Source organism: Roseobacter cerffii (assembly GCF_054226325.1).
In genome coordinates this window covers 421,043-447,992 of the sequence record NZ_CM135757.1, presented here as the reverse complement: position 1 = coordinate 447,992, position 26,950 = coordinate 421,043, and the positions used below count along the sequence as shown (strand labels likewise).

General features: G+C 61.3%; 25 protein-coding genes. 15 read left to right on the top strand and 10 right to left on the bottom strand.

Annotated features, from left to right (window positions below):
- The first annotated feature begins 1 nt into the window (after window position 1).
- Window positions 2-2,779: a [protein-PII] uridylyltransferase gene (locus tag ACVC7O_RS02155; protein WP_458324469.1), complete on the top strand. Its 2,778-nt coding sequence runs from the start codon at window positions 2-4 to the stop codon at window positions 2,777-2,779.
- Entirely contained in the window at window positions 2,776-4,320 is a 1,545-nt protein-coding gene (gene murJ / locus ACVC7O_RS02150) for a murein biosynthesis integral membrane protein MurJ (protein ID WP_458324468.1), read from the top strand. Before ACVC7O_RS02155 ends, murJ begins: the two co-directional genes overlap by 4 nt.
- Here murJ and ACVC7O_RS02145 read toward each other — a convergent pair.
- Window positions 4,317-5,003, bottom strand: a complete 687-nt coding sequence (locus ACVC7O_RS02145; protein ID WP_458324467.1) for a rhomboid family intramembrane serine protease — start codon at window positions 5,001-5,003, stop codon at window positions 4,317-4,319. The two genes, murJ and ACVC7O_RS02145, sit on opposite strands and share 4 nt — an antisense overlap.
- A 77-nt stretch (window positions 5,004-5,080) precedes the next feature.
- On the opposite strand from ACVC7O_RS02145, the gene trpS reads away from it, so the two are divergent.
- Complete coding sequence (gene trpS / locus ACVC7O_RS02140) at window positions 5,081-6,097, top strand: tryptophan--tRNA ligase (protein WP_458324466.1); 1,017 nt, start codon at window positions 5,081-5,083, stop codon at window positions 6,095-6,097.
- A 13-nt stretch (window positions 6,098-6,110) separates the two neighbouring features.
- On the opposite strand, the gene ACVC7O_RS02135 is transcribed toward trpS, so the two are convergent.
- Window positions 6,111-6,638: a hypothetical protein gene (locus ACVC7O_RS02135; RefSeq protein ID WP_458324465.1), complete on the bottom strand. Its 528-nt coding sequence runs from the start codon at window positions 6,636-6,638 to the stop codon at window positions 6,111-6,113.
- Window positions 6,639-6,833: 195 nt separating this feature from the next.
- Here ACVC7O_RS02135 and ACVC7O_RS02130 point away from each other — a divergent pair, with 195 nt between their 5' ends.
- The 4 genes from ACVC7O_RS02130 (at window position 6,834) to ACVC7O_RS02115 (ending at window position 9,788) form a co-directional block, all read left to right on the top strand.
- A complete protein-coding gene (locus ACVC7O_RS02130) occupies window positions 6,834-7,313 on the top strand; it encodes a VOC family protein (RefSeq protein ID WP_458324464.1) in 480 nt (159 codons plus the stop codon).
- Window positions 7,314-7,408: 95 nt separating this feature from the next.
- A complete protein-coding gene (locus ACVC7O_RS02125) occupies window positions 7,409-8,509 on the top strand; it encodes a class II histone deacetylase (RefSeq protein WP_458324463.1) in 1,101 nt (366 codons plus the stop codon).
- Between the two features lie 2 nt (window positions 8,510-8,511).
- Window positions 8,512-9,090 (top strand): nitroreductase family protein, encoded by a 579-nt coding sequence (locus ACVC7O_RS02120; RefSeq protein WP_458324462.1) that lies wholly within the window; start codon window positions 8,512-8,514, stop codon window positions 9,088-9,090.
- Window positions 9,087-9,788 carry an EI24 domain-containing protein gene (locus ACVC7O_RS02115; protein ID WP_458324461.1) on the top strand — a complete coding sequence of 234 codons (702 nt, stop codon included), beginning with the start codon at window positions 9,087-9,089 and terminating at the stop codon, window positions 9,786-9,788. Before ACVC7O_RS02120 ends, ACVC7O_RS02115 begins: the two co-directional genes overlap by 4 nt.
- On the opposite strand, the gene ACVC7O_RS02110 is transcribed toward ACVC7O_RS02115, so the two are convergent.
- Complete coding sequence (locus ACVC7O_RS02110; protein ID WP_458324460.1) at window positions 9,742-10,038, bottom strand: DUF1467 family protein; 297 nt, start codon at window positions 10,036-10,038, stop codon at window positions 9,742-9,744. The two genes, ACVC7O_RS02115 and ACVC7O_RS02110, sit on opposite strands and share 47 nt — an antisense overlap.
- Window positions 10,039-10,056: 18 nt before the next feature.
- Window positions 10,057-10,461: a methylmalonyl-CoA epimerase gene (gene mce, locus ACVC7O_RS02105; RefSeq protein ID WP_458324459.1), complete on the bottom strand. Its 405-nt coding sequence runs from the start codon at window positions 10,459-10,461 to the stop codon at window positions 10,057-10,059.
- 154 nt (window positions 10,462-10,615) lie between these two features.
- Here mce and ACVC7O_RS02100 point away from each other — a divergent pair, with 154 nt between their 5' ends.
- The gene (locus ACVC7O_RS02100; protein ID WP_458324458.1) at window positions 10,616-11,335 is read left to right on the top strand and encodes a response regulator; all 720 of its coding nucleotides are present in this window, start codon (window positions 10,616-10,618) and stop codon (window positions 11,333-11,335) included.
- A gap of 102 nt (window positions 11,336-11,437) precedes the next feature.
- Here ACVC7O_RS02100 and aspS read toward each other — a convergent pair whose 3' ends face one another.
- The 5 genes from aspS to ACVC7O_RS02075 all read right to left on the bottom strand — a co-directional run bounded on the left by aspS (window position 11,438) and on the right by ACVC7O_RS02075 (window position 17,886).
- Complete coding sequence (gene aspS / locus ACVC7O_RS02095; RefSeq protein WP_458324457.1) at window positions 11,438-13,213, bottom strand: aspartate--tRNA ligase; 1,776 nt, start codon at window positions 13,211-13,213, stop codon at window positions 11,438-11,440.
- Between the two features lie 177 nt (window positions 13,214-13,390).
- Window positions 13,391-14,074, bottom strand: coding sequence for a GntR family transcriptional regulator (locus tag ACVC7O_RS02090; protein WP_458324456.1), 684 nt, complete (start codon window positions 14,072-14,074; stop codon window positions 13,391-13,393).
- A gap of 106 nt (window positions 14,075-14,180) precedes the next feature.
- On the bottom strand, window positions 14,181-15,485 hold the full coding sequence (locus ACVC7O_RS02085) for a tetratricopeptide repeat protein (RefSeq protein WP_458324455.1): 1,305 nt from the start codon (window positions 15,483-15,485) through the stop codon (window positions 14,181-14,183).
- Between the two features lie 240 nt (window positions 15,486-15,725).
- The gene (acdA, locus tag ACVC7O_RS02080; protein WP_458324454.1) at window positions 15,726-16,943 is read right to left on the bottom strand and encodes a 3-sulfinopropanoyl-CoA desulfinase; all 1,218 of its coding nucleotides are present in this window, start codon (window positions 16,941-16,943) and stop codon (window positions 15,726-15,728) included.
- A gap of 94 nt (window positions 16,944-17,037) precedes the next feature.
- Entirely contained in the window at window positions 17,038-17,886 is an 849-nt protein-coding gene (locus ACVC7O_RS02075) for a LysR family transcriptional regulator (protein ID WP_458324453.1), read from the bottom strand.
- A gap of 270 nt (window positions 17,887-18,156) precedes the next feature.
- Here ACVC7O_RS02075 and ACVC7O_RS02070 point away from each other — a divergent pair, with 270 nt between their 5' ends.
- Genes ACVC7O_RS02070 through ACVC7O_RS02045 form a run of 6 tightly spaced genes read left to right on the top strand, consistent with a single transcriptional unit; the run spans window position 18,157 to window position 24,104 of the window.
- On the top strand, window positions 18,157-21,027 hold the full coding sequence (locus ACVC7O_RS02070; protein WP_458324452.1) for a monovalent cation/H+ antiporter subunit A: 2,871 nt from the start codon (window positions 18,157-18,159) through the stop codon (window positions 21,025-21,027).
- A gap of 1 nt (window position 21,028) precedes the next feature.
- Window positions 21,029-21,376: a Na+/H+ antiporter subunit C gene (locus ACVC7O_RS02065; RefSeq protein WP_458324451.1), complete on the top strand. Its 348-nt coding sequence runs from the start codon at window positions 21,029-21,031 to the stop codon at window positions 21,374-21,376.
- Window positions 21,373-22,923: a monovalent cation/H+ antiporter subunit D gene (locus ACVC7O_RS02060; protein ID WP_458324450.1), complete on the top strand. Its 1,551-nt coding sequence runs from the start codon at window positions 21,373-21,375 to the stop codon at window positions 22,921-22,923. The genes ACVC7O_RS02065 and ACVC7O_RS02060 overlap by 4 nt, the downstream gene beginning before the upstream one ends.
- 1 nt (window position 22,924) lies before the next feature.
- Window positions 22,925-23,422 carry a Na+/H+ antiporter subunit E gene (locus ACVC7O_RS02055; protein ID WP_458324449.1) on the top strand — a complete coding sequence of 166 codons (498 nt, stop codon included), beginning with the start codon at window positions 22,925-22,927 and terminating at the stop codon, window positions 23,420-23,422.
- Window positions 23,423-23,439: 17 nt separating this feature from the next.
- Complete coding sequence (locus tag ACVC7O_RS02050) at window positions 23,440-23,706, top strand: K+/H+ antiporter subunit F (RefSeq protein WP_458326018.1); 267 nt, start codon at window positions 23,440-23,442, stop codon at window positions 23,704-23,706.
- On the top strand, window positions 23,703-24,104 hold the full coding sequence (locus ACVC7O_RS02045; RefSeq protein ID WP_458324448.1) for a Na+/H+ antiporter subunit G: 402 nt from the start codon (window positions 23,703-23,705) through the stop codon (window positions 24,102-24,104). The genes ACVC7O_RS02050 and ACVC7O_RS02045 overlap by 4 nt, the downstream gene beginning before the upstream one ends.
- On the opposite strand, the gene ACVC7O_RS02040 is transcribed toward ACVC7O_RS02045, so the two are convergent.
- Window positions 24,090-25,031 carry a LysR substrate-binding domain-containing protein gene (locus tag ACVC7O_RS02040; protein WP_458324447.1) on the bottom strand — a complete coding sequence of 314 codons (942 nt, stop codon included), beginning with the start codon at window positions 25,029-25,031 and terminating at the stop codon, window positions 24,090-24,092. The two genes, ACVC7O_RS02045 and ACVC7O_RS02040, sit on opposite strands and share 15 nt — an antisense overlap.
- A gap of 136 nt (window positions 25,032-25,167) precedes the next feature.
- Here ACVC7O_RS02040 and ACVC7O_RS02035 point away from each other — a divergent pair, with 136 nt between their 5' ends.
- Window positions 25,168-26,889: a BCCT family transporter gene (locus ACVC7O_RS02035; protein WP_458324446.1), complete on the top strand. Its 1,722-nt coding sequence runs from the start codon at window positions 25,168-25,170 to the stop codon at window positions 26,887-26,889.
- The last annotated feature ends 61 nt before the right edge of the window (window positions 26,890-26,950 follow it).

The following is a 26,950-nucleotide window of genomic DNA, read 5'->3' as shown; positions in this document are numbered from 1 at the left end:
CATGTCTCTCACAGCACAGCGGGTCGACACAGCTCCGACTGAGGAGTTGATTTGCGCGCCCGATCTGATCTTTGATCAGGCCGCCTTTGACGAGGAACTGCATAAGGCCTTGCAAGGCGTCACTTCGGCCAGCAAGATCCGCTCGACTGCCGTGGGCCTGCTGAAGGCGCGGCAAACAGCAGGGCGGGCGCGGATTGCCGAAGCCTTTGCCGCTGCACCCTTCGCCGCCCGACCGATGACTCGGTCGTATACCTATCTGACCGATCAACTTGTGAAAGCCGCCCTGCATGTGGCGCGCGAGGTCCTCCACCCCAAGCCCAACCCGACAGCCAGCGAACACCTCTCGGTGATCGCCGTGGGCGGGTATGGCCGGGGCGAGATGGCGCCGTTTTCCGACGTCGATCTGCTGTTCCTCACGCCCTACAAGATCACCGCCTGGGCCGAGAGCGTGATCGAATCCATGCTCTATATCCTGTGGGATCTGAAGCTGAAGGTGGGCCACGCCAGCCGGACGATCAAGGAATGTCTGCGCCTTGGTGGCGAAGACTTCACGATCCGGACCGCACTTCTCGAACAGCGACATCTGGCAGGCGACCCCGAGCTGGCCGCGACGCTCGCCAAGCGTCTGCGCAACGACCTGTTTTCCGGATCAGAACGCGCCTTTGTCGAGGCCAAGCTCGCCGAGCGCGAGACCCGGCACCGCAAGCAGGGCCAGCGCTATGTGGTCGAGCCCAACGTGAAAGAAGGCAAAGGCGGCCTGCGCGATCTACAGTCACTCTATTGGATCGCGAAGTACGTGCACAACGTCGATCGGGCCGCCGATCTCATTCCCATCGGTGTTTTCACGGAAGAAGAGTTTCGCGGCTTTGCAGCGGCGGAGGATTTCCTCTGGGCCGTGCGCGGACATCTGCATCTGCTGAACAAGCGTGCCTCGGAGCAGTTGACCTTCGACATGCAGGTCCAGGTGGCCGAGGCGATGGGCTATGAGGACGTCAAGGGCCGCAGGGCAGTTGAGGTTTTCATGCAGGACTACTTTCTGCACGCCACCGAGGTCGGTGATCTGACGCGCATCTTCCTGACCAAGCTGGAGGCCGATCACGTCAAGGCCGAGCCGATACTGGAGCGCATCTTCCGCCGCCGCCCGAAGGTCAAGGAGGGGTATCAGGTCGTCAACAACCGCATCGGCATCGCGGACGACGCGGCGTTCCTATCCGACAAGCTGAACCTCTTGCGCCTCTTTGAGGAAGCGTTGCGCACGGGCATGCTGATCCATCCGGATGCGATGCGGCTGATCAAATCAAACCTGCATCTGATCGACGACGACGTACGCAGCGCGCCCGAAGCGCAGAGGATTTTCTTCGATCTGCTGCTGAAACATGGAAATCCAGAACGCGCGCTGCGGCGGATGAACGAGCTGGGCGTACTCTCGGCCTTCGTCCCTGAGTTCGAGCCAATCGTGGCGATGATGCAGTTCAACATGTACCACAGCTATACGGTGGATGAGCACATCATCCAGTGCATCAAGACCCTGGCGCAGATCGAGAAACGAGAGCTTGAGGAAGACCTGCCCGTGGTCTCATCCATCCTCAAGGGCGGCGTTGATCGTAAGGTGCTCTATACCGCGCTTCTGATCCACGACATCGGCAAGGGGCGGCAAGAGGATCATTCGATCCTCGGCGCACAGATGGCCCGCAAGATCGCGCCGCGGCTGGGTCTTAACAAGGCCGATACGGACACCGTTGAATGGCTGGTCCGTTATCACCTTCTGATGTCCGACATGGCGCAGAAACGCGACATCGCCGACCCGCGCACGGTGCGCGACTTCGCAAAGGCGGTGCAGACGGTCAAAAGGCTCGACCTGCTCTGCGTTCTGACCGTCTGCGATATTCGTGGCGTTGGTCCGAACACATGGAACAACTGGAAGGCTGTGCTGATCCGGGCCCTTTATCGCCAGACGAAGCGGGCGTTGGAAACCGGGCTCGAGGATCTCAACCGCGAAAACCGCGGAGCGGAGGCGAAACGTGCCCTGCGGGCCGCGCTCAGCGACTGGCCGCGCAAGGAGCTGCAGGCCGAGACCGCACGCCACTATGCGCCTTACTGGCAAGCGCTGCACGTCACCGCACATGTCACCTTTGCCAAGATGCTGCGGGACGTGAAGGACGATGAAATCCTGATCGACCTGCACCCCGACGAGGACCGCGATGCCACCCGGGCCTGTTTCGTGATGGCCGATCACCCCGGCATCTTCGCCCGCCTTGCGGGCGCCTTGGCGCTGGTCGGTGCAAATGTCGTGGATGCGCGCAGTTACACGACCAAGGACGGTATGGTCACGGATGCCTATTGGATCCAGGACGCAGAGGGGAACCCCTATGACGCCGCGCGCCTGCCCCGCCTACGCCAGATGATCGAGAAGACCCTGCGGGGTGAGGTGGTCGCCCGCGAGGCCCTGAAAGACCGCGATAAGGTCAAGAAACGCGAGCGGGCCTTCAAGGTGCCGACCCATATCACCTTCGACAACGAGGGCTCGGAGATTTACACGATCATCGAAGTCGACACCCGTGATCGCCCCGGTCTGCTCTATGATCTGGCGCGCACTCTGGCTGCCGCGAACGTCTACATCGCCAACGCCGTGATCGCCACCTACGGCGAGCAGGTCGTCGATACCTTCTACGTGAAGGATATGTTCGGGCTGAAATACTACTCCGCCAGCAAACAGCGCTCGCTTGAGAAGAAGCTGCGGCAGGCCATTGATGAGGGCGTCGAAAGGGCCAAGGAGTGAGGCCCATCCGCCTGATGTCGGGCTTTTTCACGGTGGGTGGCTGGACACTGATGAGCCGGGTGCTGGGTTTCATCCGCGACGCGATGATCCTTGCATATCTCGGCACCGGCCCGCTCTACCAAGCCTATGTGGTGGCGTTCCGGTTGCCCAACATGTTCCGCCGCTTCTTTGCCGAAGGTGCCTTCAACATGGCCTTCGTGCCGATGTTTTCCAAGCGTTTGGAGGGTGAGCAGGACCCGGATGGGTTTGCGTCTGAGGCTTTCGCGGGGCTCACTTCGCTTCTGATTGTCCTCACGCTGGTGGCGATGGCCGCGATGCCATGGCTCATCTATGGGCTCGCATCGGGCTTTGCCGGACAAGAGCAGTTCGATCTATCGGTAGAATTCGGGCGGATCGCGTTCCCCTACATTCTGTTTATCTCGCTGGCCGCCCTGCTCTCGGGCATGTTGAACGCAGCCGGGCGTTTCGCTGCTGCGGCGGCGGCACCGGTCCTGCTGAACGTGCTCCTGATCAGCGCGATGGCCACCGCCGCATGGCTCGGCGGTGACATCGCACGCGCCCTGATCTGGGCCATTCCCGTGGCCGGTGTCGTGCAGTTCGGGCTCCTATGGATTGCCGTGAGGCGCGCGGGTTTCGCGGTCAAACTCAAGCGGCCGCGCCTCTCACCCGACATGCGCCGCCTGATCAAAGTGGCAATCCCTGCAGCCCTCGCGGGTGGCGTCGTGCAGGTCAACCTGCTCGTGGGCCAGCAGGTTGCGAGCTATTTCGACAAGGCCGTCGGTTGGCTCTTCGCAGCAGACCGGCTCTATCAACTGCCCCTGGGCGTCGTTGGAATTGCCGTCGGCGTGGTGCTGCTCCCCGATCTGTCGCGCCGGTTGCAGGCGCGGGACGACGCGGGCGCCAAGACCGCATTGAGCCGGGCCGCCGAGGTGTCGCTGGCGCTCACGATCCCCTCAGCCGTGGCTCTGGTCGTCATCCCTTTTCCGCTTGTCTCCGTGCTCTTTGAACGCGGGGCCGCAACGGTTGATGATACCGCGGCCATCGCGGTGGCTGTGGCCATCTACGGCCTCGGGCTGCCCGCCTTCGTAATGCAGAAAATCCTGCAGCCGGTGTTCTTTGCCCGCGAGGATACGCGGCGACCGTTTCACTATGCCGTGGTCTCGATGGTGGTGAATGCCGTTCTGGCGATTGGCCTTGCGCCGGTTGTGGGCTGGATCGCGCCCGCCATCGCGACCACCGTCGCGGCCTGGCTCATGGTGGCGCTGTTGCGGATCGGTGCCCGCAGCTACGGCGACGTCGCCCGCTTCGACAGCCGCTTCCAAAGCCGTATCTGGCGGATGGTGCTGGCCTCGGCCCTGATGGGCGGTGCGTTGTGGCTGGGCACGGTGATGCTGAGCCCCTTTCTCGGAATGCCGTGGATCCGCGCCTTCGCGCTCGCCGTGCTGATTGCAATCGGTGTTTTCAGCTATTTCGGGATCGCCCATGTGATCGGCGCGATCCGGATTGGCGAAATCCGGCAAGCGCTCGGGCGCGGGCGCTAGTCGCGTCTCAGCGCGGCCAGCACCCGCGCAATACCGCCAGGGACCAGCGCCGCCGACGCGCCGAAGCCGAAGAAGAACGCCGCCAGGTCAGCCACCCAGCCGTTGCCCACATCAAAGAAGATCCCCCAAACAAGCTGCAACCCCATCAGAATGGCGATCAGGCTGAAGGCGCGCAACTGTTCTTCGCCACGCGCGGCGAGGCTTTGCCACATCACGAAGGAATAGCCGCCGATCAGCCCATAGACCGCGGGAAATCCGCCGACCAGCCAGTTGGGATCGTCCAACAGCACTGCATAGACCAGCGCGCCGAAAATCGCGCCGCCAAAGAACAAGACGAGGACGGCCAGCTGCCCCATGGTCTCGCCCACCAGCTTGCCAAGCGCCAACAGCAAAACGGCGGCGAATAGCGCGGAGGTGAAGCCGGTGTGCACGAAGGAGTAGGTCAGAAACCGCAGCAGATGTTCGGGTAGCCAGCGCCCGTTGGTCACCATCCAGTCAAAGATATCGCCGGAAAATGCATAGGTCTGCACCGACGCCAGGCGCCAGCCGACCGCCTCGCTGCCGCCGATCAGGCCGCGGGCGCCAAGGCCAAACGCCGCCTCGGGGATCGCGATCGCGAGGAACAGGACCACCACCACGGGCGGCAGGGGATTGACCGGCGGGGCTTCTTTATGCTCGTGCATGGGTCCCTTCCTTGACGATGCTCTGACCCATGGGTAAGGCAGCGCAAACCGCTTTTCCAGCAAGAACGGAGCCCGCCATGACCACCCCTGCCTTCACGCCGCGCGTCTTCTCCGGCATCCAGCCGTCGGGCGGGCTGACGCTGGGCAACTACCTTGGCGCGATCAAGCGGTTCGTCAGCATGCAGGACGAGGCCTTCGAGACAATTTACTGCATGGTTGACCTGCACGCGATCACCGTCTGGCAGGACCCGGCGGATCTGTCGCGCAACACCCGCGAGTTGGCGGCAGGGTTCATTGCGAGCGGCATCAGCCCGGAAAAATCCATCCTGATCAACCAGAGCCAGGTGCCGGAACATGCGCAGTTGGGTTGGATTTTCTCCTGCGTGGCCCGCATGGGTTGGATGCAGCGGATGACGCAGTTCAAGGACAAGGCGGGGAAGAACTCGCAAAACGTCTCGCTTGGTCTCTTTGCCTATCCCGCGCTAATGGCAGCGGACATCCTTGTCTATCACGCCACCCATGTGCCGGTTGGCGAAGACCAGAAGCAGCACCTCGAGCTAACGCGCGACATCGCGACCAAGTTCAACCATGATTATGGTGTGGATTTCTTCCCGCTGACCGAGCCGGTGATCGAGGGTGCCGCGACGCGTGTGATGTCGCTGCGGGACGGGTCGAAGAAGATGTCCAAGTCCGACCCGTCAGATGCCTCGCGGATCAACATGACCGATGACGCCGACACCATTGCCAAGAAAATCCGAAAGGCCAAGACCGACCCGGATGCGCTGCCCTCGGAAGAGGCGGGCCTTGAAGATCGTCCGGAGGCGCGCAATCTGGTGAATATCTACGCGGCGCTGAACGAGCAATCGGTCGCGGAGGTTCTGGCCGATGTCGGAGGACAGCAGTTTGGCACGTTTAAGCCACTGCTCGCGGAGTTGGCGGTTGCCAAGCTGTCACCGATTTCATCGGAGATGGCCCGGTTGATGGCGGATCCTGCAGAGATCGACCGCATTCTAGCACGCGGTTCAGAGCAGGCACGCGAAATCGCGGCCCCAATTCTTGCCAAGACCTATGACATCGTCGGCATGGTGCGGTAGCAGATCTGGCTGCTCAGAAGACCTTGCTCATCGTGTCGCTCTTCTTGCGCGATGCTTCGGCATTCATTTGCCAGATGTGGGTCTGCTCCACACCGGCACGTGCCAGCTTGCGCCGCGCACGCGACATGGCTTGACGGCCAAACACGTAAGACGAGACGCTGAACGCAAAGAACGCATAAGCGCCGCAGGTCAGCACCGCCTTCGTAAAGGTCGCCTCCGGCGGCGTGCCAATGCCTTCGAGAAACAGCAACGCCGCGATCAGGGCGGCAACCACGCTGCCAATGGCCAAGGCATGAGACCGGCGCATCCCGAAGACCGACCGCAGCGCGGGGATCGGGTTGTCATCTTTCTGGAAGTTGTGCAGCAGATAGCCCACCGCCGTGCCGATCAGCCCAAAGAGGATCACAAAAAACGCTTTGGTGAAGAGCACCACCAACACCAGAACCACCAGGCCCACGAGCCCGCCGGCCACCGCACGCGGAGAGGCGATCAGTTTCTGCACGATATCAAGTGACATCAGCGAATTTGCGAAGCGGAACATAGAGTTATCCCCCAAGATCGAATTCAGATGCTACCATAAGCGGCGGAATGAGTCTCATATGTCACAGCGGAAAAGGCAAAATTTCGCCGATGTGTGACAATCACCGCTGCACAGATGCTGCGCGTATGTGCGTCTCGCACATCGAACGCCCAGCTCCTACCATTACTCCCGTACTCTATAATGTGGAGCAATTGCATGACAAAGCAAGGCACGGCGTCCGTCGGGCATGTGCATTTGAAAGTCTCCGATTTGGATCGCGCGATAGCCTTCTACCGCGATGTCCTTGGGTTTGATCTGATGCTGCGCTATGGCAATGCGGCGGCTTTTCTCGGAGCTGGAGGCTATCATCATCATATCGGCCTCAACACCTGGCACAGCAGGGATGGCACGCCACCGCCCGAAGGGCATACGGGGCTTTACCATGCGGCATTTCTCTATCCGGACCGGCGCAGCCTGGCCGTGGTGCTCAAACGCGTCGCGGCCGCGGGCATCCCCTTCGATGGCGCGGCTGATCATGGGGTGAGCGAGGCCGTCTACCTGCGCGATCCAGATGGCAATGGCGTCGAGCTCTACCGCGACCGCGCACCCGAAGACTGGCCGCGGACCCAGGGCGGCACCTTGGCGATGGTGAACGACCCGCTTGATGTCGATGCCTTGTTGGCCGAAGCAGACTGAGCATCGCAGATCACGGCGAGACGGTCCCTCCGGCGCATGGACAATCCCGGCGCACTCGGCCACGTTGCGGCACGGACAAAGGGGCAGAGGCTGAGATGACCACAGGTTTTTTCTGGGACGAGCGGTGCTTCTGGCACGCCGGGGGCAACTATACTTTCACCTTACCGATTGGCGGCCATGTGCAGCCTCTCGCCGCAGGTGGTTTGCCGGAAAACCCCGAGACCAAACGCCGCCTCAAGAACCTGATGGATGTCACGGGCCTGTCAGACGCACTCGAGATGCGGCGTGCACCGGAGGCCACCCGCGAGATGCTCGCACGGGTCCACCCTGAGAGCTATCTGGATGAGTTCAAGGCACTGTCAGATGCAGGGGGTGGCGAGTTGGGCCGCCGGACGCCCTTTGCAAAAGGCGGGTACGAGATCGCCGCCCTGTCCGCAGGCCTTGCCGTCGCCGCCGTGGAGGCCGTCACCACAGGCGATCTGAACAATGCCTACGCCCTCTCGCGCCCGCCCGGTCACCATTGCCTGCCCGACTTCCCGAACGGGTTCTGCCTGCTGGCCAATATCGCCATAGCCATTGAGGAAGCACAGTCGAAGGGGCGTACCAAGCGGGTCGTCGTGCTCGATTGGGATGTGCATCACGGCAACGGCACAGAGGCGATCTATTATGATCGCGATGAAGTGCTGACGATCTCTATCCATCAGGAGGGAAACTATCCGCTCGACACCGGCGCTTTCGCTGACCGTGGCAGGGGTGCGGGCGAGGGGTTCAACCTGAACCTGCCACTGCCCGCCGGGGCGGGACACACCGCCTATCTGCATGTGATGGACAGGATTGTTCTGCCGCACATCGAAGCCTTCGCGCCCGATCTCATCATCGTGGCTTGCGGGTTCGATGCCTCGGCGATCGACCCCCTCGCCCGCATGCTCGCCACTGCGCAGACCTTCCGCGAAATGACGCAGCGGGTAAAAGATGCGGCGGAACGGCTGTGTGACGGGCGTTTGGTTCTGGTCCATGAAGGCGGGTATTCGGAAGCCTACGTGCCCTTTTGCGGGCACGCAACGCTGGAGGCATTGTCGGGCAGCACAATCACCGCGCCCGATCCCCTGGCCGAGGCATTGAACATCCGCCAGCCGAACCCCAGATTTGAAGCCTTCCTAAAAGGCGAAATCGACCGACTTGCACAAGAGCTCTGATCATGCCCATCCCCAACCCTGCCGCCTTTGACTTCCTGACCACCCGCCGGTCGCGCCCGGCAAAGACGCTGGCGGAGCCGGTTCCGACAGCGGACGAGCTTGAGCCCCTTTTGGTGGCCGCCGCGCGCACACCGGACCACGGCAAGCTGGAGCCCTGGCGGTTCATCGTGATAGAGAAACCCGCGATGGCCCGGATGGCAGATGTTGTTGAAGCCTGCGGCGCGAGGCTTGGCCTTCCAGAGGAGCAGGTCGCGAAAGGTAGGGCGCAGTTCGATCAGGGCCATTTGGCTGTCGCAGTGATCGAGGTGCAAAAGCCATCCGAGAAAATCCCACCACGAGAGCAGAGTTATTCCGCCGGCTGCGTCTGTCTGGCACTGCTGAACGCAGCGCTCGCCGCGGGATGGGGCGCCAATTGGCTCAGCGGCTGGCCGAGTCACGATCGCGGCTTCATGACCGAGGCGCTGGGGCTGGCTGAACACGAGCATATCGCGGGCTTCATTCATATCGGCACGGAAACCTCTGCCCCGCCAGAGCGCCCGCGTCCGGACGTCCCCGCGCTCACCACCTGGCTGCGTCAATGATCCTCACCGCTTTCTTCGCCGCCCTTGGGCAGATGACCGACCGGCGGTTTCGCCGCGTCCTGCTGCTCGGTCTCGCGCTGACGCTGGCGCTGCTTATCGCAGCGTCGGCGGCGTTTGTTTGGTTGATCTCCAGCTTTGTCGGCGAGACCACGACCATATGGTTCATCGGCGAGGTCACTTGGCTGCAGGATCTGGTCAGTTGGGGCTCGGCCCTGCTGCTCGCGGTGCTGTCATCTTTCCTGATGATCCCCGTCGCCTCTGCGATCACGTCGATGTTTCTCGAGACCGTTGCACAAGCGGTTGAGGACGAGCACTACCCGCATCTACCTGCGGCAACCTCTGTGCCTTTTGGGGACGCATTGCGCGATACGGTGAATTTCCTTGGCGTTCTGATCGCCGCCAATGTCGCCGCGCTTGTGCTCTATCTGATCTTCGCGCCCGCGGCGCTGTTTATCTTCTGGGGGCTGAACGGCTTCCTGCTCGGGCGGGAATACTTCACCCTGGCCGCGATGCGCCGCGCTGGACGCAAAGAGGCAAAGGTGCTGCGCTCACGTCATATGCTGACGATCTGGGCCGCGGGCACGCTGATGGCGATCCCCCTGACGATCCCCCTCCTGAACCTGATCATTCCAATTCTGGGGGCCGCGACCTTTACCCACTTGTTTCACTTGCTGGCGCCGCAGGGCTCCCGCGGTTGAACCAATCGAGGTCGCGCACGGTGATCACTTCGAAGATGATGATCGCCGAGATGATCGCCCAAAGCACCAGGCTGATGGCCGTCGTGATCCACGCTTTCTTGCGCAGATTGTGAACCTCGGGCGCGCCCGCGTGGGTGCCGGGCACGATCTCGCCAAGATCGCCCTGGGTCTTCACACGGATCGGCAGCACGATCAGAAACGTCATCGACCAGATCACTGCAAAAAGGACAAGGGCGGATGTGATGCCCATGGCGAGGCTTCCTCCTGATCAGACCTGTTCGAGCTCGACAAGGCAGCCGTTGAAATCCTTGGGGTGCAGGAACAAGACCGGTTTGCCATGCGCGCCGATCTTCGGCTCGCCCGACCCAAGCACGCGAGCGCCGGTCTCCATCAGGTGATCGCGCGCGGCAAGAATATCGTCGACCTCGTAACAGACATGATGAATGCCGCCCGAGGGGTTCTTGTCGAGGAAGCCCTGGATCGGGCTGTTCTCGCCCAGGGGATAGAGCAGTTCGATCTTGGTGTTGGGCAATTCGATGAAGATCACCGTCACCCCGTGGTCGGGCTCATCCTGCGGCGCGCCGACATTTGCGCCAAGCGCGGTGCGGTATTGGGCGGCGGCTGCCTCCAGATCAGGCACCGCTATGGCAACGTGATTGAGGCGTCCGATCATGTCTTTGTCTCCGGTTTGAGTGGGCTCGCCTGCTTATGCTGTGGGCCCCAAACAGATGCAAGGGACGGAACGCCGCGGACGCGGCGCCATTAACGTGCTGTTAGCCATCTATACGCCATGCTGAGTCGCGACCCGAGTCAGCCTGGAGGCGATCATGGACAGAACGGACCCCTTTGCAGCGACAATTCCTGCGCCCACCGCGTCGCGGCCTCTTTTGGGCCTGACGGTTCTGGTGATTGAGGACAGTCGATTTGCTTGCGAGGCGATGCGGCTCTTGTGCCTGCGCAGCGGGGCGCGGATCAGGCGCGCGGATTGCATGCGGTCGGCGCGGCGCCACCTGCAGGTCTATCGCCCCTCTGTCGTGATTGTTGACCTCGGCCTGCCCGATGGCAATGGCATCGACCTGATCTCGGAACTCACACAATCGGAACCCCGCGTTGATGTGGTTCTTGGCACCTCTGGTGACACCAACGGCGAAGAGCTGGCCCTGCAAGCGGGCGCGGATGGGTTTCTGGAGAAACCGATCAACTCGCTTGCTGTCTTCCAGCAAGCGGTGCTTTCCAATCTGCCGCCCGATCGGCAACCCAGCGGGCTGCGCGAGCTGCCTGACGAGATCATCCACCCTGACCGCATGGCCTTTCAGGACGACATGGCGCATATCGCCGATGTGCTGGAAGACCCGCCCGACGATCAATCGTTGGACTATGTGGCGCAGTTTCTCGGCGGCGTGGCCCGCTCCGCACAGGATCAGGTGCTGGAAAAGGCCGCTGAAGCGCTGGCCAAGAAGCGCGCGGCGGGTGAGCCTGCAGGCACCGAAACCGCGAAGATCGCGGGGCTGATCCAAGAGCGGCTGACACAAAAGCTGGCGATCTAACCCGACGCGCAGTCTGAAGGACGCGCTCTCTCCTCGTAGGGGAGTATGTCAGATTTCTCCGCTCACAACGCACTGCGAGCGGAGAGACAAGACTGGCGACGGTTAGTCCTGCGGAATAATCCGCAGGCCCAATTCCATCAACTGATCGCTGGTTGGATCAGACGGCGCGGCCATCATCAGATCTTCTGCACGCTGGTTCATCGGGAAGAGGATGACCTCACGGATGTTCTGCTCCTCGGCGAGAAGCATCACGATCCGGTCGATCCCTGCGGCACAGCCACCGTGCGGCGGGGCGCCGTACTGGAAAGCATTGACCATACCGCCAAACCGCTTGCGCACTTCGTCCTCGCCATAGCCCGCGAGCTCGAAGGCCTTGAACATGATCTCCGGTTTGTGATTCCGGATCGCCCCGGACACCAGCTCGTACCCGTTGCACGCCAAGTCGTACTGATACCCGAGCACGGCCAACGGATCGCCCTCGAGGGCCGCCATCCCACCTTGGGGCATGGAAAAGGGGTTGTGCTCGAAATCGATCTTGCCACTTTCTTCGTCCTTTTCGTAGATCGGGAAATCCACGATCCAGGCAAAGGCAAAGCGGTTTTCATCGGTCAGCCCCAGCTCGGCGCCAATCACAGTCCGCGCCTTGCCCGCGATGGCTTCGAACGTCTTGGGTTTGCCGCCGAGGAAGAAGGCCGCGTCGCCTACCTCGAGGCCTAGCTGCTGGCGAATGGCCTCAGTCCGTTCCGGACCAATGTTCTTAGCCAGCGGTCCAGCGGCCTCCATGCCGTTGCCCTGATCGCGCCAGAAGATGTAACCCATCCCAGGCAGACCTTCCTTCTGTGCGAAAGCGTTCATCCGATCACAAAACTTGCGGGAGCCACCGCTCGGCGCCGGGATCGCGCGGATTTCCGTACCCTCCTGCTCCAGCAGCTTTGCGAAAATCGCAAAACCGGAACCCGCAAAATGTTCGGACACCACCTGCATCTTGATCGGGTTCCGCAGATCGGGTTTGTCGGTGCCATACCAGAGCGCCGCATCTTTGTAAGAAATCTGCGGCCATTCCTGATCGACCGCCTTGCCACCGCCGAACTCCTCGAAAATCCCCGTCAAGACCGGCTGGATCGCGTCAAAGACATCCTGTTGCTCAACGAACGACATCTCCAGATCGAGCTGGTAGAAATCGGTCGGGGACCGGTCGGCACGCGGATCCTCATCGCGGAAACAGGGCGCAATCTGAAAATACTTGTCAAAGCCCGAGACCATCAGCAGCTGTTTGAACTGCTGCGGTGCCTGCGGCAGCGCGTAGAACCGGCCTGGGTGCAAGCGGGATGGCACGAGAAAATCGCGCGCGCCTTCCGGGCTGGACGCCGTGATGATCGGTGTCTGGTACTCGCGAAACCCGCTGTCCCACATGCGACGGCGGATCGACGACACCACATCCGAGCGCAGTACCATATTTGCCTGCATCTTCTCGCGCCGCAGATCGAGATAACGATACCGCAGCCGGGTCTCTTCCGGGTATTCCTGATCGCCGAAGACCTGCAACGGCAACTCGCCCGCATCCCCCAGAACTTCCAGCTCGCAGATGAACACCTCGATGGCCCCGGTGGGGATTTTCGGGTTCACGAGTGATGCATCCCGCGCCTTGACCTCGCCATCGATCCGGATGCACCACTCGGCGCGCACTTTCTCGACCTCCGAGAACGCCGCACTGTCCGGGTCGCAGAGGACCTGGGTGATGCCGTAGTGATCGCGCAGGTCGATAAAGAGCACGCCACCGTGATCGCGCACCCGATGCACCCACCCGGACAGGCGAACGGTGTCGCCCACGTTGTCAGCGGTCAGGTCGGCGCAGGTGTGGCTGCGGTATGCGTGCATGAGTGGATTCCTTCGGGCACAGAATTTCGCGCCAGATACACCGTTTGGGTGGTGGGAAGTCAAGCCGTCAACACAAGAGTTCTTGGCCCGCGTCGCCTACTCTGTTGACGTGCAAGAGCCCTGTACGAATTGGCGTCGGGTTTCGTCCAACTGCGCTATCGCCCAAGCGCGTGGCAGCTATAACGCGCGCAACCGGTGACGTTCGAGAAGATCCACCAGCATTTCACGCGACTGTTGACGGTGCGCGCGGTGTGCAGCCCGCGCGATATCCGCGTCGCCCTGCTCAATTGCCTGATAGACGCGCCGGTGTGCCTCGTTCGACTTCAACGGCAACGGGCGCATGAACAGGGTCGTCGCACGCGCGCGGCGCACCTGGTCACGCATCATGCTGACAATCATTTCGATCCGCCGATTGCGCCCCAAACGCACCAGTTCCGCATGAAAGAGATCATCAGCCACAGCCCACCGCTCGAGATCCTCTGCAGCCAGTGCACGCTCCATTTCCTCGATGGCCTGCCCCAGTTCGGCGAGGTCCTCGGCCTCGTAGTTCTTTTGCGCGGCCTGTTCCGCCGCGAGGCTCTCAAGCTCGGTCAGCACATCATAGATTTCGCGCATATCGTCTGGGGAAACCGGCAATATCCGCACGCCCTTGCGGGGTTTGAGCTCAAGCAGACCCTGGCCCTCCAGCATCAGTACCGCCTCGCGCACGGGCGTCCGTGACATCTCCAGCAAGGTGGCGAGTTCTGATTCAAGGTGGTTGGAGCCGGCGGCAAGTTGACCGGAAAAGATCATTTCGCGCAGTTCTTGCAACGCGCGTTGAGCGTTAGAGAGCGGTTTGATCGTTGTCTCGTTCAAAGGCATTCCGATGTGACTTTCGGCATCGCACAGCACTGATTACCCTTCAAGAAGGCCTCAAAGTGCAAAAATTTGCAAGCAATGAGCGCAAATGCCGTTGATTTTCGTCAGGTCATGCGGCGATCAGGGACTGCGCCTTGGCGGTCGCCCGGTCGGCTTGCCCCTTGTCGCCCAGACCCGCGAAGGCTCGGGCAACCGCTCGCCAGTTCTGCGCCGAGGTAGGTTTGATGCCGGTCCGCTCATTGGCGAGCGCCAGGGCCAGGTCAAACTGTCGAGCCCGCAAAGCGGCCTCCAGCAGGGTCCAGCCGATGATATCGCGCTGCGCATAGCTGCCGCCCAAGCGGTGCGTCATGTAGCGGATCGGCAGAAGCCGCTCAACACACCCCTTGTAATTCTCTTTCTTGAAGTCCTGCATCGCCAGACAAAATGGCAGGCCAATCTCGCGCGTCATGGCGACATTGGCATCCGACGCATTCTCCAGATACCGCTCATTGGCCGACAAGAGCGCCTTCTGTGCCTCTTCGCGATCATCCGACACGAAGGTCAACATCGCGTGCACATCGTTGAACGCATAAAGCGTATCCTGCGCGGCAGGCTCCCACTTGTTGGCGAGATGGGTCCAACGATCGCCCGCATCCTGCCCGACGAGGTTCATGCGCCAGAGAAGCGCGGCCGCGTCGAGCTCCTCGTACTTGTGGCCATCCTTGTTGCGCGAGTCGAGATGGGTGTCGAAAATCTCATAGACCTGATCGTATTGCTCGAGATCGAGGTGATAGAGACCGGTGTGCCACCAAAGGTGATTGGCAAAGTTCGAGGTCCCCCACATCGCCGCATGATCACGCATGAAGCGAATACCACCTGCCTGGCGACCGCGCATCTCCATGACATGGCTGACGGTGTGCACCGCGTAGGGGTTGTCGGGTCGGATGGCGAGCGCTTGCCGGGCCAGTTCCTCTGCGCGGGCGAAATCACGGTTTTCCTCAAGACCGAATGAGTAGAAGCCGAGCACGAATTCATAGCCGGGGATGCTCTCGTCCCAGAGGTTGAAGACCCGGGCCACGACGTCACGCTGCCCAGGCACGTCGCCCAGCAGCACCATTGTATAGTGGATAAGTTCCAGAGCGAGCAAATCCATTGGGTGGCGGGTCAGCACCGCCTCCCATTTCTGGACCGCACCGAAGAAATCACCCCGGGTCCAGGCCTTCACGGCCTCATAGTGCCCCAATTCGCGGTCATTGCACCCCGCCAACAGGCGCTCGGATTGGGCCAGACAGTCGAGCATGGTGTCGTAAACGCGGGTTTCCATCGCCTGGGTCAGCCATCCCGCCTTGAACAGCCAGCCCATGATGAAATCGGGATGACTGTCCAGAACCGCGTCGATTTCCGCGATTGCATCACCACGGAACGACAGTGACATGAGGACCGCCCGTTCAAGACCATCGATCGCATCACGATCGCGATGGGAAACGGGCACACCCCGAACATCTGCGAATGACGAAACCGATTTAAGCGCAACATCGGAAGACATGACCAGGGACCCTTTGCGAAACGTGGCTGCGTAACGCCGCATCTTATCGCAATTCAGAGTGGGATCGAGTGTCTCACGAAAATTCTATCCGACCGTGTTCAGGCCAAGGGCGGCAACAGCGGAGGTCGGTTACGTCACATAGCCATCCCGCGTTTGGGGCGTCTTCATATCGAGCACCTTGCCCGCGATCAGATTGCGCAGCATCTGTGCGGTTCCCCCGCCAATCGTAAACATCCGCGCATCCCGCACGATCCGCTCTATCAGGGAATTCCGGGAATACCCACTGGCGCCGTGCAGCTGCAGCGCATCGTTGGTCACTTTCACGGCCATCTCGGACGCGAAGACTTTGGCCTGCGCGGCAAGCATCGGGTCGGGAAACCCGCTGGCACGGTTTTCCGCGCTCTTTGCCGCACGCCAAATCAACAGACGTGCGGCGTCAATCTGAGTGGCCATATCGGCCAGAATCCATTGCAAACCCTGGAACTCTGCAATGGGCCGCCCGAATTGTTCGCGCGATTTCACATGCGCGCAGGCCAGTTCGAAGGCCGATTGCGCCAGACCCAACGCCACGGTCGCGGCTCCCACGCGCTGCGCATTGTATGCCTCCATCAACCTTGCAAACCCACGCGCGACACCGTCCGGTGGGCGCACGAGACGGTCAGCGGGCAAGCGCATATCGGTGAACTGCAGTGCAGTCTCCGGAATACCGCGCAGACCCATCGTCGGCTCGCGCGCACCGACCTCGAACCCCGCGTCATCTGGAAACACCAGGAAGCCGCCGATACCCTGACGCTCTCCCCTGTCAACCACCTGCGCAAAGACGAGATGCAGGCGCGACACACCGCCGCCGGTGATCCAGTGCTTCATGCCGTTGAGCACCCACTCCTCGCCCATGCGGGTTGCGGTGGTGGTCATCTCGGTCGCAGCGCTGCCCGCACCGGGTTCGGTGATGCAGATCGCGGGTTTGTCACCGCCCAGCACATGCCGCGCCGCAATCTCGCGTTGGGCTTGAGTTCCATAGGCGAGGATGGCCCCGACGGCGCCCATATTGCCTTCGACTGCGATGCGGCCGGACACGCCGCAGCAGCGGGCGAACTCCTCAACGACCAGCACGATATCCGCACAGCTCAAACCTGCCCCCCCGAGGGCATCTGGCACACACATCCCCATGAAGCCGGTCTCCGCCATCTGCGCGACCACGGCTTCGGGATACCGCTCGGTTCGATCCGTCTCGGCGGCTTGGGGCCTCAGGACGGTTTCGGCGAAGGATCGAGCGCGGGCCTTTAAGGCTTGTTCGGCGTCGCTCAGGAAAAGAGAGCTTGCGGGCTGAATATCTTGATCGAACATGTCTTCACCTTCCAAATTATTGAGGTGACCGTAACATGTTTTGATTTATTTACGGTAATGAGTTGTTCTTGCAGTTATCTTGAGTAAATCGAACCTAAAGGGCACGCAGAAAGGCCTGGATCAGTGGGTCTTCGGGTGCATTTGCCATGAGAAGCGCGCCGACATCCCGCACGAACGGCGGATCGCCGAACGGCACGGCGCGCAAGCCCGGCCAACTGCCGTCGCTGCCACGGCAGACGGGAACGATGGAGACGCCCAGACCTTCCCGGACCAGTGTTTCGATGGCATCCAGCGAGTCGATCTCCATCGTCGCGTTCACCTCAATCTTGCGCACCTCGAGATGCGCTTCAATTGCGCTGCCGGCCCAGGTCTTGCGATTGAACCAGATGAACGGATGGGACGAGAGCAGGGCGCGCTCGTCGCCCGGCATGTCCTCGGGCGCGATCACCACCAAAGGTTCGCGCGCGATGTGATGCCACTTCAGTCCTGCAATCGGTTGCGGCGGCCGCGTGCATATCGCGATGTCCAGAGCACCCTGAAGCAATTGCTCGGCCAGCTTGTCCGACCCGCCACTGTGCACATCGATCGAAAGGTCCGGATGATGCGTTCGGAGGGTGGCAAGCGCACCCGGCAGGAAACTTCCCAAAACCGTTGGCACCGCACCAACCCGCAGCCGCCCGTGCACCACTTGCCCGGTGACAATGGTCGGCGTGGCATCAAACAGTTTCACCACCTTGCGCGCATGATCGACCAGAGCCTTGGCCTTGGGTGTCGGCGCGGGAGGGCGCACCATCCGATCAAAGAGCGCCAGACCCAACTCCCGTTCCAGCGCCTTGATCTGCAGGCTGATCGCCGAATGAGAGCGCCCCACACTATCGCCAGCCGCAGCAAACGACCCTTCGTCGATCACCGCGATCAATATGCGCATTTGCTGGATATTCATGGGCTGGCGCTTGAGTTGGAAGAAGGACGGTGCGTAAAACACCGCTCTCGTGTCTAGGCCATCTGACGGTCCCGGTCCATCGCCAGAGCATCCGGGCGCCCTGATCGGCGCTTTTGAGCAAGTCCACGCCAAACGCGCCATAAGAGGCCGTGGCGACCCAAAAAGCTCAACGCCGCCTTTTCGAACGATTTTTGTCGGTTTGACTTGAGAACAATCGCATTCTGACACAGATAATGGTGAACTTTTCAGACCGAATGACTAGGAGTTCGTGTGTCCCTCTTCCTGATCGTTGCACTGCCATTTTTTGGCGCATTGCTTCCTGGACTGATGAACTCCGCTGGCCGACAAGCCTGCGCTGGCCTGACGTTCACGGTCTCGCTGGCGGCGTTTATCGGCCTGCTGACCAACCTGCCCGCCGTTCTGGCCGGCGAACTGGTAACAGCGCGTGTCGATTGGATACCCAGCCTCGGGCTGAACTTCACGCTGATGCTCGATGGGCTGGGCTTTTTCTTTGCCTTTTTGATCCTCGGGATAGGCTTGCTGATCATCGCCTATGCCCGGTCGTACCTGTCGCGGGACGACAATATGGGCGAATTCTTCACCTATCTTCTGCTATTCCAGGGCGCGATGGTGGGGATCGTGCTCAGCGATAACATCCTGCTTTTGCTTGTTTTCTGGGAGCTGACTTCGCTGTCGTCCTTCCTGCTGATCGGATACTGGAAGCATCTTCCGGAAGGCCGCCAAGGCGCGCGTATGGCCCTGACCGTGACCGGGATGGGCGGGCTGTCAATGATCGGGGGGATGCTGATCCTCGGCCAGATCGCGGGCAGCTATGATCTCAGCGTCATTCTTCAGAACCGCGAGCTTATTCAGGCCGACCCGCTTTACGTGCCTGCCCTGCTGCTGATCCTGCTGGGCTGTTTTACGAAGTCGGCACAGTTCCCCTTTCATTTCTGGTTGCCGCACGCGATGGCCGCGCCGACGCCTGTCTCGGCCTACCTGCATTCGGCGACGATGGTGAAGGCGGGCATCTTCCTCATGGCGCGCATGTGGCCGGTGCTGTCGGGTACGCCAGAGTGGTTCATGATCGTGACCACCGCCGGGTTGGTGACCATGGTGATCGGCGCGGTGATTGCGCTTTTCAAGCATGACCTGAAGGCACTGCTGGCCTTCTCGACAGTCAGCCATCTGGGCCTGATCACCATGCTGCTGGGCACCGGGACAACCTTCGGTGCCATGGCGGCGGTGTTCCACATCCTCAACCATGCCACCTTCAAGGCCGCTCTCTTTATGTCCGCCGGGATCGTCGATCACGAAGCCCACACCCGTGACATCCGCCGCCTCGGCGGGCTGCGCCAGCTGATGCCTATCACCTTCGTCATCGCGACCCTCGCGGCGCTGTCGATGGCAGGCATCCCCTTACTGAACGGCTTTCTTTCCAAGGAGATGATGTTGGAAGAGGCGACCCACACCACGCTCTTCGGCGCCTGGTGGCTGGTACCAGCGCTGGCAACCCTCGGCTCGCTGTTCTCCGCCGCCTATTGCTTCCGCCTCATCGGACACACTTTTCTTGGACCGGTCCGCGATGACTATCCGGCCAAGCCGCATGATCCTGGCGCAGGCATGTGGCTGCCCCCCGCGATCCTCGTGGTCCTTGTTGTGCTGATCGGTGTCGCGCCATTCCTTGTTCAGGACTTCGTCTTCCTCGTCGCCAAATCCGTGATCGGCGGCGTGGGCGAGCTTGAGGTCAAATACATCAAGATCTGGCACGGTCTGGTGCCTGCCCTCTTCATGTCGATCGCCGCTGTGGTTGGCGGGCTTCTGCTGATGGCGGTCTTCACACCGCTTCTGCGGATGTGGGACGCGGCCCCGCGCCCCGAGGCCAAGACCATTTTCGAAGCGCTGATCGCGGCGGTCGTGGGTATGGCCGAACGGCTCATCCACGGCCTGCACAACGGTGCGTTCTCTCGCTATGGCGCGATCATGGCCGTCACAGTGATCGGCGCGGGCTACTACGCCTGGGCCACGGGATCGGTGGGCGCCGCGACGCGCGACATGCAACCAGTCACGCCCATGGCCATCGCGGGATGGATCATGCTCGTCGCAGCGACGGTCGGCATGGTCTTCCTGCACCGCAACCGCCTGATGTCCCTGATCCTGATCGGGATCGCGGGTTTGATGGTGTCGGTCGGGTTCGTGTTCTTCAGCGCGCCGGACCTTGCTATGACACAGATCACCGTTGAGGTGGTGACAATCATCCTCCTGCTGCTGGCGCTCAACTTCCTGCCGAACCGCACACCGGTTGAAAGCACGGTCATACGCCGGACCCGCGATGCCGCCATCGCCGTGGCCGGTGGTCTCGCCGCCATGGGTATGGCCTGGCACTTCCTTGTGCGCGACGCTGTGACTGCGCCGATCTCGCAGTTCCACCTCGCGAATTCCTACAAGGGCGGCGGCGGCACCAATGTGGTGAACGTGATCCTCGTCGATTTCCGGGGATTTGACACCTACGGCGAGATCATCGTGCTGGGCATCGCGGCGCTCCTGATCTATGCGCTGACCGAGACGCTGTTGTCCGGCCCGGTGCGTGCGCGTCTGCTCAATCGCAAACCGGATCAGCCGCGCGCGGGCGACATGCACCCTACCATGATGGTGGTGCTCACCCGCGTGATCATGCCTGTGGTGCTGATGGTGGGCTTCTACATCTTCCTGCGTGGCCACAACGAGCCGGGCGGTGGCTTCATCGCCGGTCTGGTCGTCTCGATTGCGGTCGTGATGCAATATATGGCAAGCGGGTTCAGCTGGGCCTCGGCGCGGCTGCGCTATCCCTACCATGGTGTGATCGGCGCGGGGGTTTTGATTGCAGGGCTCACCGGTATCGGCTCTTGGTTCGTGTCGAAGCCCTTCCTGACCTCGGATTTCACCTACGTCCGGATCCCGCCGTTCCAGGAGTTTGAGCTTGCGACCGCGGCCCTCTTTGACCTCGGCGTCTTCCTCGCGGTAGTCGGCGCGGTGATGCTGTCGCTGGAGAGCTTTTCGCGCCTCGCCCGCCGCGCCCATGTGAAGGATCCAGAACACCCTATGGACATCGACCCGTCCCGAGACGAAACCGAACTGACGGCCGTGAAGGAGGGGGTGTGACATGGAACTTCTCGTTGCATCTGCCATCGGCATCCTCACCGCAGGCGGCATCTACCTGATGCTGCGGCTGCGCACCTTCCCGGTGATCCTGGGCATCTCACTGCTGACCTACGCGGTGAACGTCTTCCTCTTTGCATCCGGTCGGCTCAGCATCGGCGGGCCGCCCATCCTGCGCGATGGCATTGAATTCTACGCCGACCCGCTGCCACAGGCACTGGTGCTGACCGCCATTGTGATCTCCTTCGGCATGACCGCCGTGGTCGTGATGATTGCCCTTGGCGCCTATCTGGGCGCGGATGATGACCGGGTGGATGACCCCGCCGATACCAGCGCGGGAGACGCCACATGACCCATTGGATTGTCGCCCCCATCGTGCTGCCAGCGCTTTTGGCCCCCTTCATCGTGCTGGCCGCGCGCTATCACATCGGCATTCAGCGCGTCTTTTCCGTCGCGGGCGTGATCGCCTTGATCGGCATCGCAGCGGGGCTGATGTGGCAAGCCTCCGACGGAACGATCACGCTCTACCAGCTCGGTGACTGGGCCGCGCCCTTCGGCATCGTGGTGGTCGCGGACAAGCTCTCGACCATGATGGTGATGCTCACCGCAGTGCTGGCACTTTTTGTGCTGCTCTATGCCATCGGGTCCGAGTGGGACAACCGCGGGCGCCATTTCCACGCGCTCTTCCAGTTTCAGCTGATGGGGATCATGGGCGCCTTCCTGACAGGCGACCTCTTCAACCTCTTCGTGTTCTTCGAGGTGCTTCTGATCGCCTCTTACGGGCTGATGATCCACGCGGGCGGGAACGCGCGGCTGCGTGCGGGTGTGCAATACGTGCTCTTCAACCTGCTGGGCTCGACGCTTTTTCTCTTTGCGCTTGGGGCGATCTACGCAGAGACCGGCACGCTGAACATGGCCGACCTCGCGCAGCGCGTCACGCTGATCAATGCCGAGGAAACGGTCGGTATCCGCCTCGCCGCGGTTCTTCTGCTGCTTGTCTTCGCGATCAAGGCCGCGGTGCTGCCGTTGCACTTCTGGCTGCCGTCGAGCTATGCCGAAGCACCAGCGCCCGTGGCCGCGCTCTTCGCAATCATGACGAAGGTCGGCGCCTACGCCATCATCCGCGTTTACACCATGGTCTTCAGCCCCGATCTGGAGGTCACCGCCGGTCTGCACACAACCTGGCTTCTGCCCGCCGCGCTCGCATCACTGGCGATCGGGATGATCGGCATTCTGGCTGCACGTCGTTTCGACCGGCTGGTCGCCTTCGCCGTCATCGGATCGATGGGCATGGTGATGGTCGCGATTTCTCTCTTCACGCCCACCAGCATCACTGCGGCCCTCTATTACACGGTGCATTCCACCTTCGCCGCAGCCGCGCTGTTCCTGATCGTCGATCTTGTGCGCAGCGGACGTGCGGACCTGCGCCTCATCGCGCAGCCGGTCGTTCCCGGCGCGGTTCTGACCTCGGCGCTGTTCTTTGCCGCCGCCATCGCCATGGCGGGCCTGCCGCCCCTGTCCGGCTTCCTGGGCAAACTGCTGGTCCTTGATGCGGCGTTCAGCTCGTCCTCGGCGGCATGGATCTGGGCGATTGTCCTCATCTCAAGCCTCATCGCCGTCGTCGGATTTTCCCGCGCGGGCAGCATACTTTTCTGGAAAGCCAAGGCCACGCCAGCGCCCGATACGGCGGCGGAAGAGGACAGCGCACCGCCACCAGCGACACTGTCTTATGTCGCCGTTGGCGGGCTGCTTTCCCTTCTTGTGGCCCACACCGTCTTTGCCGGGCCCGCCACCCGTTACATAACCGCCGTGTCCGACCAGCTCTTCAATCCCGAGCCCTACATCGCGACGGTGCTGGACACCCCCGGCAAGCTCAGCACGCCGAAGGAGGGATACTGACATGAACGCGTTTCGCTGGCTTCTGCCGCATCCCTTTCTGACGCTGCTGCTGGCCGTTGTCTGGACATTGCTTCAAAATCAGGTGACCGCCGGAATGGTCGTTTTCGGCGTGATCCTTGGCGTCATGATCCCCTGGGTCACCTCGGCCTGGTGGCCGGAGCCCCCCAAATCGTTCCATGTGGGTCGCATGGTGACATACAGCATCATGGTGATCTGGGACATTATGGTCGCCAATGTGGAGGTGGCTTGGATCGTACTGACCAAGCCAAACGCCAAGCTGAAACCCGCCTGGATCGTGGTGCCACTGGAGCTGAAACAACCCGAGGCCATCACAATTCTGGCCGGTACAATCACGCTCACGCCCGGCACCGTCTCGGCTGATCTGTCCGATGAAGGTCACAGCCTTCTGGTGCACGTGCTGCACACCGATGATCCGGACGCCGTGCGCGACGAAATCAAGTCGCGCTATGAGCGCCGTTTGAAGGAGATATTCGCATGAGCTCTGCCGAACAGCTGATGGATATCGCGCTGATCATCGCCTTCGTGGTCGCGGTTCTGGCGCAAATCATGTCGATGATCCGGCTTGTCCTTGGGCCATCGACAGGAGATCGGATCCTCGCGCTCGACACGATGGTGGTGAACGCCATCGGACTGATTGTTCTTCTGGGCATTGCGCAGGGCGTGCGTATCTACTTCGAGGTGTCGCTGATCATCGCGATGCTGGGGTTTGTCTCGACCGTGGCTTATGCCCGGTTCGTCTTGCGAGGGGATATCATCGAATGAGCGGCGAGATCATCATGACCTATGCCATCGCGATCTGTCTTCTGGTCGGCGCGATCTTTGCACTTGTCGGCGCCATCGGGTTGCTTAAATTCAACGATTCCATGACCCGCCTGCATGCGCCGACCAAGGTCGGCACGGTCGGGATCGGCGCGTTCCTTCTGGCCTCGATGCTGCATTCCTTCACCTACAGCGAAGGCTCGATGCACGAGCTGCTGATCATGGCGTTTCTCTTCGTGACGGCACCGATTTCGGCGAACTTCATGGCGAAGGTGAATATCCACCGCCGCGCCTGCGACACGCCACCCGAGCCGCCGCGCGACGACACGTGGTCGACCCTGAACGTGCCCGAAGAGGACAAGCACGTCCCGGATGGCGCCGAGCAATCACACCGCGTCTAAGGGTGGTCGCGCATGTGCGTGCACGAGGCACCGAAGAAACTCATCGGTCTTGCGATCTGACGCGGGTTTCCGGCGCACGATGGCCGCGAAGCGCGTCGTATACCCCGTGTCCTGTGGCGCAACCGCACGCACGGCCCCTTTGCGCAAAAATGTCTCGGCCACGTGATCCGCGAGATAGCCCAGATATCGCCCGGACTGGATGAGAAGGGAGAGCGCCTCCTCTTCCTGAACGCGTGCCGCGCGGCGAATGCCGAGGTTTTGCCCCGCCATCATGTTTGGTGAGTTGAAGGCGTAGCCCGCGTATTTGTACTGCGCCAGGTCCAGTTCCGCTGCCCGCGCCGTATCTTCCGCTTCGAAGAGCGGATGCCCTTCACCGCAATAGAGCGTCATGTGCTCCTCGTAGAGCGGCGTGTAGTGGAGGGCGCTTGACTGGCGGTGGATTGGCACGATGGCGATGTCGAGCGTGCCATCTGTCACCCGCGCCTCCAGAACGCCAGGTGGGGCAAGCGCGATTTCAAAGGCAACCTCCGGCGCCGTGATGTCAAAAGACTGGATCGCCCGGTGCACGGACGCGTCGGGGTTCGTCGTTGACTGATCGAATAGTCCCAGCCGCAAGGTGCCGGTCAGATGCGTGTGGATGTTGTCGATATGCGCCTGAAAGCCGTCAATCGCGGCCAGCAATTCATGCGCAGCTTCAAGGACTTGCTCGCCTTCAGGGGTCAGTGAAAACCCCGAGGGCCCGCGGTTGCAGAGCTTCAACCCAATGCGCAGCTCCAGATCAGAGATATGCTTGGAAATCGTGGACCGGCCAATGTTCAATTCCAGTTCAGACGCCGCGAAGCCACCGCACTCCGTCACGGTGATGAACACGCGGATCAACCGGATGTCGACATCGCTCAGCGAGCGTAAGAGTGCGCGTTTTGCCATCCAAGGTTTCTAAAATATCGAACTATAGTTGGCAATGTTGCCGGTTATCAAACACTATACAAGTTATACTCTTGTCCCTACCATGAAGCCCGCAGGCATCTGTGATGCAGGCCAACAGGGAACAGGGAGACAATGAATGTCCATAAAACCCCCATTATCTGATCTACCGATCAAAACCGCCGAGGGCGGTTTCTACAACGGATTTTCCAAGCAAGTCGCAGTGCCCGCAAAGATAATCATATCTGCGCTCGTGGTCTGGGCGATCGTCTGGCCGGAATGGGCGGGTTCGGTGCTGGGCGCCTGGAACTCCGCCATCCTCGCCTCGGCGGCAGGTTGGTACATCTGGACCGTGACGTTCTTTGTGATCGTCTGCCTCGGCCTCGCACTTTGGCCCACTGCCGGGCGCCTTAACCTCGGGGTCGATGGCGAGAAACCCGAATTTTCGAATTTCTCCTGGTTTTCCATGATGTTCGGTGCCGGTATCGGTGTCGGTATGTTGACCTGGGCCGTTGCTGAACCGGTCGCGCATTTCCAGAATAACCCATCAGTTATTCAGGGTATCACGACCGCTAGAGCCGAAGACAACATCCTGACCGCCTACACGTGGTCCTACCTGCATTGGGGTCTTGGCGCCTGGGCATGCTATGCGGTTGCGGGGCTTGGTCTTGCGTTCTTCACTTACCGCCGCGGCCTGCCGCTGACCATCCGCTCATCGCTGACACCACTCTTCGGCGCAAAGCTATCCGGCTTTCTGGGCCACCTCATCGACATCGTGGCCGTGGTTGCGACCATCCTCGGCGTGGCGCAAACACTTGGATTCGGCGTGGACCAATTCGTTGCGGGCATGACCCGGATCGGCATCGGCGGTCTTGTGCATCCTGAAGGCGCCGTCAACGCCGATGGCGAGAGCATTGCCAACACGGTAAACACCTTCGGCATCATCATCGCCCTGCTCATCATCATGGGTGCCTCGACACTTTCGGCGCTCTCAGGCGTTGGCAAGGGCATCAAATGGCTGTCGAACATCAACATGGTGCTGTCGATTGTCCTCTTGAGCTTCTTCATCCTCTTCGGGGCGACATGGTTCGGCGTGAATGCCTTCTTCGTCGGCATCTGGGAGTACCTGATCGCTCTGCCGTTCCTCAGCTTCAACGTCTATGCCTCTGACGGTGTCGAAGGGTCGGAAGCCTTCCTGCTGGCGCAGTGGCAGGGCTGGTGGCCGGTCTTCTACTGGGCCTGGTGGATCGCCTTTGCCCCCTTCGTGGGTCTGTTCCTGGCGCGCATCTCGCGCGGTCGGACCATCCGCGAGTTTGTGTTGGGTGCGATGATCGTGCCGTCGCTGATGTGCTTTGTCTGGTTCGCTTGGGCCGGTGGTACCGCCATCGACCTTGAACTAAACGGTGGCGCAAACGGGCTGATCTATGACGCCGGCAATGGCGACAAGATCTTTGCCATGACAGAGTTCATGCTTGCCCCAATCGCGCAAGTCCTTGCCTGGGGAATGGCCGTCATGATCGTTGTGTTGCTGATGACGTTCCTCGTGACCTCGGCAGACTCCGCCGTGTTGATCGTGAACACCATCAATGCAGCAGGCGACGAAGGCCCGAAAGCCCGCCCGCACATCCTGTTCTGGGGTGCCGCACTTGGCCTTGTGGTGGCTGGTCTGCTGATCTCTGGCGGGACGTCGGCGATCCAGACCGCGATGGTCATCGGGGCCCTGCCCTTCTCGATCGTGATGGTTCTGATGTGCCTCGCACTGATCAAGGCGATCTTCAACGACGGACGTCGTGAAGCAGCCGGGGTTCCGACCACCTTCGATCAGATCGATGAGGAGATGTCGGCCAGCCCCGCTGAATAAGCTGGTACCGGAAACCTGGAAAAGCCCCGCACTCTGCGGGGCTTTTTCTTTTCAAGCGCTC